The 16,921-nt window shown below is 47.9% G+C and carries 19 protein-coding genes; all 19 read left to right on the top strand.

Annotated features, from left to right (window positions below; genetic code table 11):
* The first annotated feature begins 264 nt into the window (after positions 1 to 264).
* The 19 genes from KNO73_RS05970 (at position 265) to glyS (ending at position 16,919) form a co-directional block, all read left to right on the top strand.
* Positions 265 to 888 (top strand): class I SAM-dependent methyltransferase, encoded by a 624-nt coding sequence (locus KNO73_RS05970; protein WP_214734587.1) that lies wholly within the window; start codon positions 265 to 267, stop codon positions 886 to 888.
* A 16-nt stretch (positions 889 to 904) separates the two neighbouring features.
* On the top strand, positions 905 to 1,372 hold the full coding sequence (locus tag KNO73_RS05965; RefSeq protein WP_215112211.1) for an S-ribosylhomocysteine lyase: 468 nt from the start codon (positions 905 to 907) through the stop codon (positions 1,370 to 1,372).
* 1 nt (position 1,373) lies between these two features.
* A complete protein-coding gene (locus KNO73_RS05960) occupies positions 1,374 to 2,312 on the top strand; it encodes a PLP-dependent cysteine synthase family protein (protein ID WP_214734586.1) in 939 nt (312 codons plus the stop codon).
* Positions 2,278 to 3,435: a bifunctional cystathionine gamma-lyase/homocysteine desulfhydrase gene (locus KNO73_RS05955; protein ID WP_074036592.1), complete on the top strand. Its 1,158-nt coding sequence runs from the start codon at positions 2,278 to 2,280 to the stop codon at positions 3,433 to 3,435. Before KNO73_RS05960 ends, KNO73_RS05955 begins: the two co-directional genes overlap by 35 nt.
* Before the next feature lie 107 nt (positions 3,436 to 3,542).
* On the top strand, positions 3,543 to 4,421 hold the full coding sequence (rarD, locus tag KNO73_RS05950) for an EamA family transporter RarD (RefSeq protein ID WP_214775091.1): 879 nt from the start codon (positions 3,543 to 3,545) through the stop codon (positions 4,419 to 4,421).
* Between the two features lie 79 nt (positions 4,422 to 4,500).
* Positions 4,501 to 5,166, top strand: a complete 666-nt coding sequence (deoC, locus tag KNO73_RS05945) for a deoxyribose-phosphate aldolase (RefSeq protein WP_215112210.1) — start codon at positions 4,501 to 4,503, stop codon at positions 5,164 to 5,166.
* 74 nt (positions 5,167 to 5,240) lie between these two features.
* Positions 5,241 to 5,435, top strand: coding sequence for a 30S ribosomal protein S21 (gene rpsU, locus KNO73_RS05940; RefSeq protein WP_029334745.1), 195 nt, complete (start codon positions 5,241 to 5,243; stop codon positions 5,433 to 5,435).
* Between the two features lie 33 nt (positions 5,436 to 5,468).
* Positions 5,469 to 5,918: a GatB/YqeY domain-containing protein gene (locus KNO73_RS05935; protein ID WP_012726654.1), complete on the top strand. Its 450-nt coding sequence runs from the start codon at positions 5,469 to 5,471 to the stop codon at positions 5,916 to 5,918.
* A gap of 133 nt (positions 5,919 to 6,051) precedes the next feature.
* Positions 6,052 to 6,564 carry an NfeD family protein gene (locus KNO73_RS05930; RefSeq protein WP_031423231.1) on the top strand — a complete coding sequence of 171 codons (513 nt, stop codon included), beginning with the start codon at positions 6,052 to 6,054 and terminating at the stop codon, positions 6,562 to 6,564.
* Positions 6,561 to 7,547, top strand: a complete 987-nt coding sequence (gene floA, locus KNO73_RS05925; RefSeq protein WP_012726653.1) for a flotillin-like protein FloA — start codon at positions 6,561 to 6,563, stop codon at positions 7,545 to 7,547. The genes KNO73_RS05930 and floA overlap by 4 nt, the downstream gene beginning before the upstream one ends.
* Positions 7,548 to 7,552: 5 nt before the next feature.
* Positions 7,553 to 7,972, top strand: a complete 420-nt coding sequence (locus tag KNO73_RS05920; RefSeq protein ID WP_012726652.1) for a hypothetical protein — start codon at positions 7,553 to 7,555, stop codon at positions 7,970 to 7,972.
* Between the two features lie 120 nt (positions 7,973 to 8,092).
* Complete coding sequence (locus tag KNO73_RS05915) at positions 8,093 to 9,064, top strand: PhoH family protein (protein ID WP_012726651.1); 972 nt, start codon at positions 8,093 to 8,095, stop codon at positions 9,062 to 9,064.
* A gap of 42 nt (positions 9,065 to 9,106) precedes the next feature.
* On the top strand, positions 9,107 to 11,194 hold the full coding sequence (locus tag KNO73_RS05910) for an HD family phosphohydrolase (RefSeq protein ID WP_215112209.1): 2,088 nt from the start codon (positions 9,107 to 9,109) through the stop codon (positions 11,192 to 11,194).
* On the top strand, positions 11,172 to 11,648 hold the full coding sequence (gene ybeY / locus KNO73_RS05905) for an rRNA maturation RNase YbeY (protein ID WP_214734582.1): 477 nt from the start codon (positions 11,172 to 11,174) through the stop codon (positions 11,646 to 11,648). Before KNO73_RS05910 ends, ybeY begins: the two co-directional genes overlap by 23 nt.
* Positions 11,645 to 11,992 carry a diacylglycerol kinase family protein gene (locus KNO73_RS05900; RefSeq protein WP_215112208.1) on the top strand — a complete coding sequence of 116 codons (348 nt, stop codon included), beginning with the start codon at positions 11,645 to 11,647 and terminating at the stop codon, positions 11,990 to 11,992. The genes ybeY and KNO73_RS05900 overlap by 4 nt, the downstream gene beginning before the upstream one ends.
* A 30-nt stretch (positions 11,993 to 12,022) precedes the next feature.
* Complete coding sequence (era, locus tag KNO73_RS05895) at positions 12,023 to 12,931, top strand: GTPase Era (protein WP_012726647.1); 909 nt, start codon at positions 12,023 to 12,025, stop codon at positions 12,929 to 12,931.
* 3 nt (positions 12,932 to 12,934) lie between these two features.
* Positions 12,935 to 13,684: a DNA repair protein RecO gene (recO, locus tag KNO73_RS05890; RefSeq protein ID WP_078147154.1), complete on the top strand. Its 750-nt coding sequence runs from the start codon at positions 12,935 to 12,937 to the stop codon at positions 13,682 to 13,684.
* Positions 13,685 to 13,978: 294 nt separating this feature from the next.
* The gene (gene glyQ, locus KNO73_RS05885) at positions 13,979 to 14,872 is read left to right on the top strand and encodes a glycine--tRNA ligase subunit alpha (RefSeq protein WP_215112391.1); all 894 of its coding nucleotides are present in this window, start codon (positions 13,979 to 13,981) and stop codon (positions 14,870 to 14,872) included.
* Positions 14,865 to 16,919, top strand: a complete 2,055-nt coding sequence (gene glyS / locus KNO73_RS05880) for a glycine--tRNA ligase subunit beta (RefSeq protein ID WP_215112207.1) — start codon at positions 14,865 to 14,867, stop codon at positions 16,917 to 16,919. The genes glyQ and glyS overlap by 8 nt, the downstream gene beginning before the upstream one ends.
* Positions 16,920 to 16,921 lie beyond the last annotated feature (2 nt).

The following is a 16,921-nucleotide window of genomic DNA, read 5'->3' as shown; positions in this document are numbered from 1 at the left end:
CATAAACTCACATTGAGAACTATCATATCGCTAATCAGATGAAAAAGAGTGGGTTTATTTGTAAAACAGGTAAGTGTTTTTGCACAAATTTTAATGTTCTGACAATTACTAAAGACCTAACACATAAGACCTATATCCAATTGCATATGATGCGTGAATCTAGCGAATGACTTGAAATGAATAAAAAAACCTGTTAATGTAACGTTAAAGTTAAATACCAATAAAACATATCAAATTAGTAAGAATTAAGATTGGGGTAGCGATATGAACTTACCATTCATGGACATCTTTAAGGATTGGGCAAAGGATTATGATACGACGGTCGAGGGGCATGATGAGCAATATCACGAAGTGTTCATCGGATATGAGCAAATGCTCGATGAGGTTGCCCTACACGTCGAAGGAACGGTGCTTGAGTTTGGTGTCGGAACAGGGAACTTGAGTAGCCGGATCTTGAAAGGGCATCCGTTGATTGCGATTGAACCGTCGCCGGAAATGCGACAAATTGCTGTTGAAAAGTTGGGGATTGAAGTACTCGAAGGTGATTTTCTCCGATATCCGAAGTTATCACATGTAGATACGATCGTATCGTCATATGCTTTTCACCACTTGACAGATTCTGAAAAGGCCACGGCCATTGGTCGATACGTCGAAGACTGGGAACACCCGAAGTTCGTGTTGCTTGATACGATGTTTGAGTCACCAGCAGCTCGTCAGGACATCATCGATTGGGCGACTGCGAAAGGGTACTCGGACCTCGTCGAAGATTTAAATCGTGAATACTATCCTTATACGTCAACGATTCGTTCCATGTTAGAAGCGAACGGATACAACGTGACGATGACGCAGAAAAACAAGTTTGTCTGGCTCGTAATAGCCACTAAATAACGAGGAGGAATTACTCATGAAAACATATAATGTTGAAAGTTTTAACTTGGATCATACGAAAGTACAGGCGCCGTTTGTCCGTTTAGCTGGTGTGAAAGAAGGGACGGCTGACACGATTTATAAATACGATATTCGTTTCATTCAACCGAACGAAGGACTCATGCCGATGCGCGCGGTTCATTCACTTGAGCATTTGATTGCCGAGAACAGTCGCAATCATTCCGAAGACATTGTCGATATCTCACCGATGGGTTGCCAGACAGGTTTCTATTGGACAATGCTCAATGATGGGAACTACGAACGAATGCTTGACCTCGTGGAAGCGACGTTGCGTGATGCGATGAACGCTGAGGAATTGCCTGCGCAAAACCCTGTTCAATGTGGGAATGCGAACCATCATGATTTCGAAGGTGCCAAAAAATTAGCGGCAGACATGCTCGCAAAACGCGATGAATGGCATATCGTCTTCAAGGACAAGGCATAAGATGATTGTCCGTGACGTCTATGAACTCATCGGAGACACACCGCTCATTGAACTTCGAACGCTTCCTATACCAGCAAATGTCAAAGTGTACGGAAAGCTCGAGATGATGAATCCAGGTGGGAGTGTCAAAGACCGACTCGGGATGAATTTGATTGAACGGGCGATCGAGCGTGGCGATGTGGCACCTGGTGGAACGGTGATCGAACCGACAGCAGGCAATACGGGGATCGGGCTTGCGCTCGCTTGCCAACGATTCGGGATTCGCCTCATGACGGTCACTCCTGAAAAATTCAGTCAAGAGAAGCAGGCATTGATGCGACTGCTCGGAGCAACCGTCGTCAACACGCCGACCGAACTCGGCATGAAGGGCGCGATCGCACATGCCATTGAGTTGGCTAAAGAACATGACGCCTATGTCCCAGAACAGTTCTCGAACCCGGATAACCCGGATGCTTACGTCGACATCCTTTCCCATGAGTTGTTGAAAGATGTGCCACAAATTGACGTATTTGTAGCGGGAGCGGGGTCAGGTGGAACATTCACCGGTGTCGCCAAATCATTAAAGCCACTTGGAACGAAAACTGTCGTCGTAGAGCCGGTCGGTTCCATTTTGAATGGCGGTGAACCAGGACCACATAAAACAGAAGGAATCGGCGTCGAAAAATGGCCACCCTTTTTGGAGAGGGCTTACGTCGATGCGATTCATACCATTACAGATGAGGAGGCCTTCTACTACGTGGCACATTTAGCGAAACAGGAAGGTTTGCTCATCGGTAGTTCTTCAGGCGCTGCCATTGCAGCATGTGTAAAAGAAGCGAATCAATTGACGGAAGGCACGATTGTCACCATCTTGCCTGATAGCGCAGAACGATATTTAAGTCAAGGAATTGTCAAGGAGGCAGAACATGCGTACAAAGACAGCACTCATTCACGGCGGTAAAACGACGGATCCGTTGACAGGGGCCGTCACGCCACCGATTTATCAAACGAGCACGTATAAGCAAGACGGGATTGGCAACTTGCGAGAAGGGTACGAGTACTCACGATCAGCAAACCCGACTCGGACGGCATTAGAGACATTGATTGCCGACATCGAAGGCGGCGTGCAAGGATTTGCATTCGGATCTGGCATGGCAGCCATCTCGACGGTGCTTATGTTATTGAAATCTGGAGACCACGTCATCGTCGGGTCTGATGTATATGGAGGAACGTACCGTGTATTCAATCGAGTATTTCAGTCACGAGGCTTGGAAGCAACTTTTGTCGATACATCCGATGAAGCAGCGGTTCGGGATGCGCTTCAAGCGAACACGAAAATGATTTATGTCGAGACCCCGACAAATCCTCTCTTGAACGTGACGGACATTCGGGCGATGCGTACGATTGCCGATGAAGCAGATGTGTTACTCGTCGTGGACAATACGTTTATGACCCCTTACTTCCAAAATCCGATTGATCTTGGTGCAGACTACGTCCTTCACAGTGCCACGAAGTACTTAGGTGGACATAGTGACGTCGTAGCGGGACTTGTTGTCGCACGTACGGAAGAGCAGGGCGAGGCCTTGGCGTTCCTTCAAAACTCTGTTGGCGCAGTCCTTGGACCACAAGATAGCTTCCTTGTTGTACGGGGAATCAAGACGTTGGCTGTTCGGATGGAGGAGATTGAATCGAATGCACGAGCATTGGTTGAATTCCTTCAGTCGAACGAGTCTGTATCACGCGTGCTCCATCCAAGTGTATCCAGTGAGGAAGCGAAGCGGATTCATTTATCGCAGGCACGTGGATTCGGTGGGATGATCGCATTTGATGTCGGTTCAGCGGAAGCGGCAGAAATGATGGTCGCGAAGACGAAATACTTCACGCTCGCCGAAAGTTTAGGAGCGGTTGAGAGTTTGATCAGTGTTCCGGCACGCATGACACATGCCTCGATTCCAGCCGAACGCAGAGCGGAACTTGGCATCACCGATGGGCTCGTCCGTATTTCGGTCGGACTTGAGGACATTGATGACTTGATCGAAGACTTGGCACAAGCATTAACAGCAATTGAACAAGTGAAACAATAAACGGTCAGGGCGCGATTTCGCGCCTTTTTTTCATGAAACAAAAGTCTTGTATCGAGAGTCTTTCATCGACTAAACTGTCTTTAACTTGTAAGAGAGCGGGTGAACGTGTGAATAAGGGAGTATGGACGACAATCGGGGCCTACGTCATGTGGGGCGTCCTTCCGATTTATTGGAAATTTTTACAAGAGGTGCCGAGTGGTCAAATTTTGGCGCATCGAATCGTTTGGTCATTTTTATTTATTCTGCTCGTTCTAAGATGGACAAATCAGTGGAAAGAATTCGGTTACGCCCTGCGACACCGTGCTACGCGAAACGCATTCATGTTGAACGGATTCATCGTCAGTGCGAACTGGTTTGTATACATATGGGCTGTCAATCACGGATATATCATTGAAGCTTCTCTCGGATATTACATCAATCCTCTTGTCAGCATGGTGTTAGGGGTGCTTGTCTTTCGGGAATCATTAAATCGAGTCCAATGGATGGCCGTTGGGATCGCGTCAATCGGCGTCCTCGTCTTGACGTTAGGGTACGGTACGTTCCCATGGATTTCATTCGTCTTGGCGAGTACCTTTGGATTTTATGGAATGGTGAAGAAGCGCCGTCCCCTTGCTTCAACGGTCAGCCTAGGAATCGAAACGCTAGCAGTGGTCCCGGTGGCATTGCTCTTCCTCGGAAATCAAGTTGTCACCGACAATATTGCGTATAACATGTCGCCTGTCATTTGGATCGCCCTTCTTGGAACGGGTGTGGTCACGGCGTTACCTCTTCTCCTGTTCGGGTACGGGGCACAACATATCCCGTTCACGCTTGTCGGATTTCTTCAATTCATCGCACCGACACTTAGCTTGATCATCGGGGTTGTCATGTACCATGAACCGTTCACGGCATATCATGTCTTTGCCTTCACCTGCATTTGGCTCGCTATTTTCTTCTTTAGTTGGAACAGTTGGGTCGTCGCTCGTAAACGTCGTCAGTTGATTTAGGTTTGAAAGCTGTTACATCTCGAAAAAACATGGTAATATGTTAGATGTCAGACTTATTTGTCAGAGGAGGAAATGAATAATGGAATTAGCCCGTTATATCGACCACACAGCTTTAAAGGCTGAAACAACAAAAGATCAAATTACAACACTTTGTGCAGAGGCGCTCGAATACAAATTCGCAAGCGTTTGTGTCAACCCGACATGGGTCAAATATGCAGCAGAACAACTCAAGTCCGATGATGATGTCAAAGTATGTACTGTCATCGGTTTCCCACTTGGAGCAAACACACCTGAGGTAAAAGCATTCGAAACAAAAGATGCGATTGCCAATGGCGCAGATGAAGTAGATATGGTCATCAACATCGCAGCACTCAAAGATGCTGACTACGATCTCGTAGAACGTGACATCCGTGCGGTTGTCGAAGCGGCAAACGGTACACTCGTCAAAGTCATCTTTGAAACATGCATGCTTACAAAAGAAGAAATCAAGAAAGCTGCCGAACTTTCAGTGAAATCTGGAGCAGACTTCGTCAAAACTTCGACTGGTTTCTCGACAGGTGGCGCTACAGTCGAAGACATTCGCCTCATGCGCGAGACGGTCGGACCTGACATCGGCGTAAAAGCTTCAGGTGGTGTCCGTGACTTCGAGGGTGCGAAAGCGATGATCGATGCCGGTGCGACACGTATCGGTGCTTCAGCGGGTATCGCGATTGTCACTGGTGGACGTTCAGACAGCGACTATTAATAAGTGGTTGACCACACGACTTAATTTCACTATAATATGATATGACGTGTGAAACACGTTTCCTTAGTCGTGTAATTCGGAGGGAGGGAAAACTAGTGGAAACTCGTGTCCGTAAAAACGAATCGCTTGAAGACGCTCTTCGTCGTTTCAAACGCGGTGTTTCGAAAGATGGCACACTTGCCGAAGTTCGTAAACGTCGTCACTACGAAAAGCCAAGCGTAAAACGTAAATTGAAATCAGAAGCTGCGCGTAAGCGTAAGAAATTCTGATTCCAGTTTCATTTGTAGAGAGGGTGTTGGCTCATGAGTCTTCAAGAACGCTTGACGGACGACATGAAGCAAGCCATGCGCGCGAAACAAAAGGATCGTCTTACGACAATCCGGATGGTCAAAGCGTCGCTCCAAAATGAGGCTATCAAACTAGGTCGTCAAGATCTTACCGAGGAAGAGGAACTCACGGTGCTCAACCGAGAGATGAAACAGCGCAGAGACTCCCTCCGAGAATTCGAAAGCGCTGGTCGTGATGACCTTGCTTCCAAAGTAGCAGAAGAGATTGTCGTCCTAGAAGCCTATATGCCTGAACAACTTTCAGAAGATGAAGTGACTGCCATCGTCCAAGCAGCAATTGCTCAAACGAACGCAGCCGCTCCATCAGATATGGGTAAGGTGATGGGCGTCGTCATGCCGCAAGTCAAAGGCAAGGCAGACGGTGGTCTTGTGAACCGAATCGTCAAACAACAATTGACGAATTGATGAAAAAGCAGAAACTTTCCGGGAAACCGAAAGTTTCTGCTTTTTTTTGCGTATTCTGAAACCACATTCAATCTTGTTTCGTATACACTAGAGATAGGAGATAGCTTTGAATTTGGAAGGGGGTAGCAAGACGATGACATTTGGTCTCGGAGTGATTCTGACAGTCTTTTTTGTCGGAGTCGTCCTTCTTGGAATTGAAGTGTTCGTAGCAGGGTTTGGATTGTTCGGTTTGCTTGGGATCGGAGCCGTCGTTGCGAGTTTGATTATGGCTGGTGCGACGATCGGTCAATTATGGCTATCGATTGGTCTAGCGGCAGCGGTGCTAACAGGTCTCGGCTTTTGGGCATACCGTCGCTTGAGTACGAATCGTCCGCTCATTTATAAAGGGTTGATTTTGACGGATTCGACATCGACTGAAAAAGGCTACTTGTCCCACGAAGATCGAAAACAGCTTCTCGGGAAAGTGGGAGTCACCTTGACACCACTTCGCCCAGCCGGTACTGCCGAAATCGACGGAGAACGACTTGATGTCGTGACGGAAGGTGGCTATCTCGATCAGCAGACAAAAATTCAGGTTTATAAAGTGGATTCTGGACGGATTGTCGTTCGAAGCTTTGTAGAACCGAAGGAGGATGTAACAGAATGACACCAGAATTACTGACAACGTTACTCATTACAGGTGGAGGATTGATTGCACTTGCCGTATTCTTCACGTTCGTACCAGTCGGACTATGGATCAGTTCGTTTGCAGCGGGCGTCCACGTCTCGATCTTCACATTGATTGGGATGCGCCTTCGTCGCGTTATTCCTTCGAAAATCGTGAACCCGTTGATTAAAGCGGTTAAAGCAGGAATTGAATTAAACACGAACCAGCTTGAGAGTCACTTCTTGGCTGGTGGTAACGTAGACCGCGTTGTGAACGCATTGATTGCGGCGCACCGTGCGAATATTGAATTGTCGTTCGAACGTGCTGCTGCCATTGATTTGGCAGGACGAAACGTGCTCGAGGCTGTACAGATGTCTGTTAACCCGAAAGTCATTGAGACGCCGTTTATTGCGGGTGTCGCAATGGACGGGATCGAAGTGAAGGCGAAAGCACGTATTACCGTACGTGCGAATATCGATCGTCTCGTCGGTGGTGCGGGAGAAGAAACGATTATCGCCCGTGTCGGTGAAGGGGTCGTGTCGACAATCGGTTCACAAAACAACCACAAGCACGTCTTGGAGAATCCGGATATGATTTCACGGACTGTCCTCACAAAAGGGTTAGATTCAGGAACAGCGTTTGAGATTCTTTCAATCGATATTGCCGACATCGATATCGGTAAGAACATCGGCGCGGTCTTGCAGACGGACCAAGCAGAAGCGGATAAGAAAATCGCTCAAGCGAAGGCGGAAGAACGTCGCGCGATGGCGATTGCGCGCGAACAAGAAATGAAATCTTCAGTAGAAGAAATGCGTGCGAAAGTTGTCGGTGCCGAAGCGGAAGTCCCGCTCGCGATGGCAGAAGCGTTACGAAACGGAAAGCTTGGTGTCATGGATTACGTGAACTACTTGAACGTTCAAGCGGATACAGAAATGCGAAAAGCGATTGGGGCACCTGTCGATTCTGAATCAGATAATGAGTGATTGATATGGATGGACTATGGGTACTCTTGTTAGCCGCCTTCGGAATTGCTTCGGCAGTGATGAAGCGGCTCGAAAAGTCACCGTCCTCTGGAGACCGTCCTCAAAGCAGTGAGCTGAAACGCTATTTGGATTCGGTAGGGGACGTCATGAAGGAGATTGAAACGGCATTTGATGACTCGGACGAAAAACCGGCACCCCAAAAGGTGAGGCGCCGAGTCGCTCGAACGGTAGAAGAGCGACCGGCTCCACGAGAACGTCAAGTCGAGATGCCGAAAGTGAGCGCGCAATTCGAACAAGCGGTTAAAATTCCACCGATTCAACAGGAAAAGAAACCGAGACAACTGAACGTTTCACAAAAACGAATGCGGGAAGCTGTCATTTGGAGTGAGGTACTACAACCTCCCATCTCGAAACGGAAGAAGTGAACGGAAGGCAGTGACGTCATGTTACTGCCTTTTGCGCGTGGAAATTACACGGTCTTTCTTTCACGATAGGCGTGATAGTGCTAAAGTAAAAGAGGAATATCCGATTTTAATGAGGAGGCAATGCATCCATTGATTATGACTGATAAAATACCATTCGTCATGGAACATGCGAACGAGGCACAAGCTTTACTCGGACCGAAAGATGAAGTGTTCCAGGCGATTGAAACAGAATTGAAAGTGGCACTCATCCCAAGGGGTGAGGAGTTGATTATTCAAGCTGACACACTTGAGGCTCTTGAATTAACGAAACAAGTGATCATCACCTTGCAGACGTTAGTGAAGAAAGGTGCACGTCTAAATGAAAGTGATGCCATCAGCGTCATCCAGCACATTCAAGTCGGAAAGGGCGATGAACTGCTCGAACATTATGAACGAGTCGTTTTCACGACGAATAAGGGGAAACCGATCCGTGCCAAGACAGTAGGGCAGAGTCGGTATGTTCGTGCGATTGAACGACGTGATCTCGTCTTTGGGATTGGACCGGCCGGAACAGGGAAAACGTACCTGGCTGTCGTGCTTGCGGCACGCGCCTTAAAAGAGGGGCAAGTCAAACGGATCATCTTGACGCGTCCTGCCGTTGAAGCGGGAGAGAACCTTGGATTTTTACCGGGAGATCTAAAAGAAAAAGTGGACCCTTATCTCCGCCCATTGTACGATGCGCTATTTGATGTGTATGGGGTGGAACAGACGAACCGTTTGTTAGAACGAGGTACGATTGAAGTGGCTCCGCTCGCTTATATGCGTGGACGAACATTAGAAGATGCGTTCGTCATCTTGGATGAAGCGCAGAATACAACAAAAGAACAGATGAAGATGTTTTTGACGCGACTCGGTTTTGGATCGAAAATGGTGGTCACAGGGGATTTGACCCAAGTCGATTTACCGAAAGGCAAGGCATCGGGGTTGCAGGAAGCATTACACTTGTTAGAGGGTGTGGATGGTATTCACTTTGAACACTTCAGTGCGTCTGACGTCGTCCGTCATCCGCTCGTCAAGAAAATCATCAACGCCTATAGTACGGACCTCACTTAAATGTACGGGTGAGGTCACAAGATCGTGAAAGGGGGGGCACGAATGCAGCAAGCTAAAAACTGGACAGTCGCGACCATCTCGTTGATTTTCTTTCTCTTATTAGGCGCCATTCTATACTTTACCGTGCGTCCATCAATCATCAGTGTGGAACCGCTCGGGATTGCCGAACAGGATATCCGGTCTCCGATCACGGTTGAGGACCGTGTTGCGACCGAACGATTGAAACAAGAAGTGACAAATGGTGTTGGCAGTCAATTCTCATTGAGAAAAGAATTTGCAGACCAACAAATCGCTAAAGTTGAGCAGTTGTTCGCAGCATTCGACCAGACGGATGAGGAGACTGAACTGGCGGACATTAAAAACCGTCTAAATTCTACAGAGGCGAACGGGGTATTAGCTGATGAAGAGTTGAATTCGCTTCTTGAAGCGAGTGAGGACACTCGACAAACGGTAGAAGATGTCACAGTCACTGCATTACAACAAGTGATGGACGATCGGATTGAGACGAGTAATGAAGCGGTCGTTGCCGCTCGAGACCGAGCTGCAGCGATTATCGATCAATCGCCGCTCTCGTTTGAGTTCCGTGCCATCTCGAAAACGTTAAGCGATGAACTTATCGTACCGAACTATGTGTTTGACTCTGAGGCGACCCGTCAAAAAGAACAAGAGGCCGTCGATGCTGTCGATCCTGTCATCATTCAAGAAGGACAGTTACTCGTCAGTCAAGGTGAGGTGGTGACTCGAGAGATATATCGGAAATTAGAGCTATCTGGAGCCATCGATCCGAATCGTTCCCTTGCACCATTATTCGGGTCATTCTTGCTCAGCGCATTGTTGACCGGTGGGTTTCTGTTCATGCTCATTCGCTCGAAAATCAAAGACCTGTTACTGAGTCCGAAAATCCTAGTGACGGTCTATGGCTTGCTACTTTTACAACTCGGCGTCTTTTTTGGTGTCGGATACATCGGTGTCGATTTTACGACATATGCCTATATTTTGGCGCCGACCGCGTTCGTCGTATTGCTTCTACGCATCCTAATCGATGAACGAGTCGCGCTCGCCTCAGCATTCATTACCATGATTGCTGGGAGTGTCGTTGTCACGTTCGGACAGAGCACGAATTTCATGACGCTCGTGTACGTGGCGACCGGTAGTTTTCTAGCCGTCTTTTTAGTTGAACCGAAAATTCAGCGAAAGCGACTATTCTTGTCAGGGGTGTTACTCGGTTTCGTCAACATCATCATGGTCATCGCCTTACTCTTACTTCGGAACGTGCAAGTTTCCTGGGAAATGGCGATGTATCTTTCCGGATTTGCCGTCATTAGCGCCTTGATCTCCATTGTGTTGACGTTCGGATTCCTGCCATTTTTGGAACCGTGGTTTGGTGTCTTGTCTTCTGGTCGACTCGTGGAATTGATGAGTCCGACGCATCCGCTATTGCGTAAACTTTTAATGGAGGCACCTGGTACGTATCATCATAGTATGATGGTGGCGAACTTGGCGGAGTCCGCATGTGAGGCGATTGGTGCAGATGGTCTTCTCGCACGTGTCGCAAGCTATTATCACGATCTTGGGAAGACGGAGCGTCCCCTGCATTTCATTGAAAATCAGCAAGGTGGAGGGAATCCTCATGATCGCTTGACGCCTGAAGAATCGGCAGACATCATCATGGCTCATCCTTATGACGGAGCGGATCTGTTGCGACGTTATAAGTTACCGAAAGAAATCATCGATATCGCAGAGCAGCATCACGGAACGTCTTTATTGAAATATTTCTACGTGAAAGCGAAGGAAGATCCTGATAAAGAGGTGTTAGAGTCTCGTTTCCGCTACCCTGGTCCAAAGCCACAATCGCGCGAGGCGGCCGTTGTTATGATTGTCGACTCAATCGAAGCGGCTGTCCGCTCGCAAAAACAACCGACGCCAGAAAAAATCCGAATGCTCGTTCGAACAATCATTCGTGACAAGTTGGCGGATGGGCAGTTCGAAGAATGTGAATTGACGACGAAAGAAATTTGGCGCGTCGGAGAGAGTGCGTGTGAGACACTGACCGGCTTGTTCCACGAACGAATCGAATACCCAGAATTAAAGAAAGAGGGAGAATTACATGCAAATCATCTCGAACGATGAACATGAATTGTTAACAACATCTCAAATCGAGCTCATCGAGTCGATTTTACAACATGCCGCTCAATTAGAAGGGGTGGAAGAACCAAGCGAATTGTCGGTCACGTATTTAACAAATGCGGAAATCCATGAAGTGAACCGAGAATGGCGTGGCAAGGATGCCCCGACCGATGTCATCAGTTTCGCATTTGATGAGATGGGGGATGAGGAGATGGATTTCATGCTCGATGAAGATGAACCACATCTTCTCGGTGACCTCGTCATCTCGGTAGAACGTTGCCGAGAACAGGCGGCTGACTATGGTCATTCGTTTGAGCGGGAGCTCGGCTTTTTAGCAATTCATGGATTCCTCCATTTGCTTGGGTATGATCATATGACACCCGAGGAAGAAGCGGAGATGACGGCAAGGCAAGAAGAAGTGCTCACTCATTTTGAGTTGAAGCGAGGCAACGTGTGAGACCGTTCCGTGTGGCATGTGAGGGGATCCTCCATGCCGTTCGTTCGGAACGAAACATGCGTCTCCATCTCCTATCGGCTCTTCTTGTATTCATCTTTTCAATCTGGTTACAGCCGACAAGGCTCGAGACCGTCATCTTGTTCGGGTGGGTGATTGCCGTTATTAGCATGGAAATGATGAATACGGCAATCGAACGAACGGTTAATCTCGTGACAGAAGACGTCCATCCGCTCGCGAAGCAAGCAAAAGATGTTGCCGCAGGAGCCGTTTTAGTCGCTTCATTTGGTGCTGCCGTAACGGCGCTCATAATATTCGGTCCACGGCTATGGAACATGCTATACTAATAGTTCTGAAATTGAGAAAGCAGGTGCAATATGTATCAAGAAGATTTTAAATCCGGATTCGTCTCCATTATCGGGCGACCGAACGTTGGAAAATCGACATTCTTAAACCGTGTGATCGGACAAAAGATTGCCATCATGTCGGATAAACCACAAACGACACGAAATAAGGTGCAAGGTGTGTACACAACCGATGATTCCCAAATCATCTTCATCGATACACCAGGGATTCATAAACCGAAACACCGTCTTGGCGACTTCATGATGAAAGTGGCGACGAACGCATTACGCGAAGTTGATGCGATTCTCTTCATGGTGAACGTGACGGAACCGCGTGGAGCTGGCGACGACTTTATTATTGAGAAACTCAAAGGGCTCGACACACCGATTATTCTCGTCATGAACAAGATCGATTTAATCCATCCGGATGAACTTCCGAAAGTGATTGAACAATATACGAACGAATTGGATTTCGCGGCGTACGTCCCGATTTCGGCGCTACAAGGCAACAACGTCGAACCGCTCTTAGGTGAGATCAAGAAATTGTTGCCTGAAGGACCGATGTATTATCCGGCCGATCAAGTGACGGACCACCCGGAGCGTTTCATTATCTCAGAGATGATTCGTGAGAAAGTGTTGCATAAGACACGCGATGAAGTCCCTCATTCGATTGCTGTAGCCATCGAATCGATCAAGAAACGCGAGAACTCTGAGATGATTGATGTCGAAGCCGTGATCATGGTGGAGCGTGATTCGCAAAAAGGGATCATCATCGGAAAAAAAGGGGCTATGCTTCGTGAAATCGGAACAGACGCGCGCCATGATATCGAAGCGCTTCTCGGGACTAAAGTTTATTTGAACCTATGGGTAAAAGTGCAGAAAGACTGGCGTAACAAGATGGGTCAGCTTCGTGACCTCGGTTTCCGCGACGACGAGTATTGAGCCATGTTACAAAAAGTCACGGGAATCGTCGTTCGTACCGTTAATTATGGGGAATCGAATAAAGTCGTGACATTGTTTACAGAGGAACTTGGCAAAGTCGCGATCATGGCACGGGGTGCAAAGAAACCGGGTAGCCGGTTTCACGCCTCGAGTCAGCCGTTTGTGGAAGGTGTCTATATCTTTCCGTCTAGCCGAGGACTCGCTCAGTTAAAATCATCTGACGTCATGACGTCTTATCCTGAAATCCGAAAAGATGTCGAACGGATGGCATATGCGATGTATTGGTTAGAACTTGTTGATCGGTCTGTCGAGGATCGTGTCCAAAATCGTCCATTGTTTCGAATATTACGGGATGCCTTGCAGGCACTGAATGCGGGCATGGACGCAGATGTCATCACGCACTATGTTGAATTACGTATTTTGCATCTATTAGGTGTCGCCCCAGTCTTGACGGGATGTGTGCGCTGTGGAGATGTGACGGATCCCATGTACTTCTCTGTCGCGTCCGGTGGCTTTTTATGTGCGCGACATCCAGAAGAAGGAGTGATTCGGCTGTCCGAACGATTGGCGAAACTACTTTATTTGATGAGTAAGCACGAATTGTCAGAGTTTCGGAACGTTCCGCTATCGGATGAGTCCAGAGTTCTTTTGCGCCAGCTCTTTGATGCTTATATGGAATCGTATAGTGGACTACGATTGAAGACGAAGCGGGTGCTCGATCAAATGATTCGACTTCATCTGAATGAGGATTGACTTTTTATAGTGAATTCGATACGATGATGTACGATTAGACAAATGAAATAGCGTGCGCGATGAAGGAAAAAAGTAACTCTTCCTGTCATGAATGAAGCGAGTCCGGGGCGGTGTGAGCCGGGTATCATGAGAAGAGCGAATGGCGATTCTAGAGCGCCCACATCTTTTAAGAGTGGTCCCATGATTGGGGCAAGTAGGGTGGAACCGCGGGAATCAATCCCGTCCCTATGTGCTAGGCACATAGGGGCGTTTTTTGTCGTTTCAATACTATTGGAGGTGTCATTAATGAAGCACATGACAGTGCAAGAAATCATTCTCACGCTACAAAACTTTTGGGCGTCAAAAGGTTGTTTGACGATGCAGGCGTACGATGTGGAAAAAGGGGCCGGGACGATGAACCCGATGACATTCCTCAGAAGCCTTGGGCCAGAACCGTGGAACGTCTGTTATACCGAACCGTCACGCCGTCCAGCTGACGGTCGTTACGGAGAAAACCCGAACCGTCTTTACCAGCACCATCAGTTTCAGGTGATCATGAAGCCGTCACCAAACAACATTCAAGAGTTGTACTTGGAGAGTCTTGAACTGATTGGCATCAATCCGCTTGAGCATGACATCCGTTTCGTCGAAGATAACTGGGAAAACCCGACGTTCGGAGCAGCAGGTCTCGGTTGGGAAGTTTGGTTGAACGGAATGGAAATCACGCAGTTCACGTACTTCCAACAAGTCGGTGGAATCGAGTGTGACCCGATTGCCGTGGAAATCACATACGGACTTGAACGTCTCGCTTCATACATTCAAGAAGTAGAAAGTGTATTCGATCTTGTCTGGACAGACGGATTCAAATACGGCGACATTTTCTATCAACCAGAATTTGAACATTCGAAATATACGTTCGAATTGTCTGACGTCGACATGTTATTCTCGTTATTTGATACGTATGAGAAAGAAGCGAAGCGTGCGCTTGAAGATAACCTTGTCTTCCCTGCATACGATTACATTCTAAAATGTTCGCATACGTTCAACTTGTTGGACGCAAAAGGCGCCATTTCTGTGACGGAACGTACCGGCTTCATCCAGCGTGTCCGGAACATGTCACGTGCGTGTGCCGCTAAATTTATTGAAGAACGGGAACGCCTTGGATTCCCGCTTTTGAAACAAGAGAAAGCAGGTGACTTGAATGCGTGACCTTCTGTTAGAGATTGGATTAGAGGAACTGCCGGCTCAATATGTCTTGCGTTCAGAGAAACAGTTGGCGGAACGTGTTGACGCGTTCTTAAAAGAGGCGCGTGTTGATTTTGGCTCAATCGAAGTGTACTCGACACCACGTCGTTTGGCTGTCATCGTTCGTGATGTGGCTGAAACGCAACAGGATTTGGCAGAAACTCTTCGTGGACCTGCCAAAAAGATTGCACAAGATGCGGAAGGTAACTGGTCGAAGGCGGCACAAGGTTTTGCACGTGGCCGCGGATTGACAGTAGAAGATCTCTATTTCGCAGAAGAAAAAGGAGTCGAGTATGTCTTCGCGGAACGTCATGAAAAGGGACAAGAGACGCTCTCGCTATTGAACGGTCTTGAAGATGTGGTCCGTAGCTTGACGTTCCCGAAAAACATGAAATGGGGAACGAGCAGCCTACGGTATATGCGTCCGATTCGTTGGTTGATCGCACTCTTTGGTCAAGACATCATCGACTTCACAATCGAAGGCGTGAACACGAATAACGTGACGCGTGGGCATCGTTTCCTCAGTAAAGGGGACGTGGTCATCTCATCACCTACCGAATATGTCCAGACATTAGAGTCTGCTTTTGTCATGGCGAACTACGAGATGCGTAAAGCTGAAATCGAACGTCAAATTCAAGAGCTTGCAACGAAACAAGGATGGACGATTCCACTCGACGCCGACTTGCTTGAGGAAGTGACAAACTTAGTCGAATGGCCGACCGCTCTCTTTGGGGAATTTGATGAAGCGTACCTTGACTTGCCTGAGGAAGTGTTGATCACAACGATGAAAGAGCATCAACGTTATTTCCCGGTCTATCTCGACGGAACATTGAAAAACTATTTTGTGACGGTACGAAACGGGAATGCCGAGCATCTTGAAAATGTGGCGCGCGGTAACGAGAAAGTCATCCGGGCCCGTCTTGCGGATGCCGTGTTCTTCTATGAGGAAGACAAAAAGACGAAAATCGATGATCAGCTCGGACGTCTCGATCGCATCGTCTTCCATGAAAAATTGGGAACGACTGGTGCGAAAGCGCGTCGTGTGACGAAAATCGCTCAGGAACTTGCACCGTTGTTCGAGGCAGACCTTGAAAAAGTAAGCCGTGCTGGTGCCATTCATAAATTTGATCTCGTGAGCCAGATGGTATACGAGTTCACAGAACTTCAAGGAATCATGGGTGAGAAATATGCACTCCAACAAGGTGAAGACAAGGAAGTGGCAGCGGCAATCCGTGAGCATTACATGCCACGCTTTGCTGGGGACGCTTCTCCAGAGACGGCAACGGGTGCCGTTCTTGCCCTTGCCGACAAATTAGACTCGATTGCAGCATTCTTTGGCATCGGGATGATTCCGAGCGGTTCACAAGACCCGTTCGCGCTTCGTCGCCAGGCCCAAGGTGTCGTTCAGATTCTTGGAGATTGGAAGATTGATCTCTCAATCGACACGTTGCTTTCAAAAGTTGTCGAATTACAACTGGAAGCAGGACTCTATGAAGCCGATAAAGAACAAGTTAAGGCACAACTAGATGAGTTCTTCAAATTGCGCTTGAAATATCGCCTGCAAGAACAGCAGGTTCGTTATGATGTGATTGACGCCGTATTGACGACCTCATTGACGGTTGTGCGACTCGATGCTCGCGCAGACGCGATTCAAGAATTTGTATCGACGGATGCGAAGGCGTTGATTGAGCAATTGTCGCGCGTCGTGAACATTTCGAAAAAAGGTGAAGCGGGAGATGTCGATCCTTCCTTGTTTGAGAACGATCATGAGATTGCATTGCATGATGCGATTGAACAGACCGCTCCTGCAACAGCCGAAGCTGTCGAGATGGGAGATTACAAGAAAGCGCTCGACCTTCTACAACAACTCGAATCACCGATTATGATGTACTTCGAACATACAATGGTTATGAGTGATGATGAGGCGGTCCGCAAAAACCGTCTCCATGAAATGAACCGACTTGCAACGACGATTAAGCGTGTCGCAGATTTCAACGCGCTCGTACTCTAAAC

This window comes from Exiguobacterium sp. s83 (assembly GCF_018617095.1).
Lineage (GTDB): Bacteria > Bacillota > Bacilli > Exiguobacteriales > Exiguobacteriaceae > Exiguobacterium > Exiguobacterium profundum.
This window is presented reverse-complemented; position numbering and strand designations above follow the sequence as displayed.

What these genes read in the sequence shown, in the direction of transcription:
- era (WP_012726647.1), top strand. Translation starts at nt 12,023, where the DNA reads ATGTATCAAGAAGATTTTAAATCCGGATTCGTCTCCATTATCGGGCGA.
- recO (WP_078147154.1), top strand. Translation starts at nt 12,935, where the DNA reads ATGTTACAAAAAGTCACGGGAATCGTCGTTCGTACCGTTAATTATGGG.
- KNO73_RS05965 (WP_215112211.1), top strand. Translation starts at nt 905, where the DNA reads ATGAAAACATATAATGTTGAAAGTTTTAACTTGGATCATACGAAAGTA.
- deoC (WP_215112210.1), top strand. Translation starts at nt 4,501, where the DNA reads ATGGAATTAGCCCGTTATATCGACCACACAGCTTTAAAGGCTGAAACA.
- KNO73_RS05930 (WP_031423231.1), top strand. Translation starts at nt 6,052, where the DNA reads ATGACATTTGGTCTCGGAGTGATTCTGACAGTCTTTTTTGTCGGAGTC.
- KNO73_RS05955 (WP_074036592.1), top strand. Translation starts at nt 2,278, where the DNA reads ATGCGTACAAAGACAGCACTCATTCACGGCGGTAAAACGACGGATCCG.
- glyQ (WP_215112391.1), top strand. Translation starts at nt 13,979, where the DNA reads ATGACAGTGCAAGAAATCATTCTCACGCTACAAAACTTTTGGGCGTCA.
- KNO73_RS05970 (WP_214734587.1), top strand. Translation starts at nt 265, where the DNA reads ATGAACTTACCATTCATGGACATCTTTAAGGATTGGGCAAAGGATTAT.
- KNO73_RS05915 (WP_012726651.1), top strand. Translation starts at nt 8,093, where the DNA reads ATGCATCCATTGATTATGACTGATAAAATACCATTCGTCATGGAACAT.
- KNO73_RS05960 (WP_214734586.1), top strand. Translation starts at nt 1,374, where the DNA reads ATGATTGTCCGTGACGTCTATGAACTCATCGGAGACACACCGCTCATT.
- glyS (WP_215112207.1), top strand. Translation starts at nt 14,865, where the DNA reads ATGCGTGACCTTCTGTTAGAGATTGGATTAGAGGAACTGCCGGCTCAA.
- KNO73_RS05910 (WP_215112209.1), top strand. Translation starts at nt 9,107, where the DNA reads ATGCAGCAAGCTAAAAACTGGACAGTCGCGACCATCTCGTTGATTTTC.
- KNO73_RS05935 (WP_012726654.1), top strand. Translation starts at nt 5,469, where the DNA reads ATGAGTCTTCAAGAACGCTTGACGGACGACATGAAGCAAGCCATGCGC.
- KNO73_RS05920 (WP_012726652.1), top strand. Translation starts at nt 7,553, where the DNA reads ATGGATGGACTATGGGTACTCTTGTTAGCCGCCTTCGGAATTGCTTCG.
- floA (WP_012726653.1), top strand. Translation starts at nt 6,561, where the DNA reads ATGACACCAGAATTACTGACAACGTTACTCATTACAGGTGGAGGATTG.
- ybeY (WP_214734582.1), top strand. Translation starts at nt 11,172, where the DNA reads ATGCAAATCATCTCGAACGATGAACATGAATTGTTAACAACATCTCAA.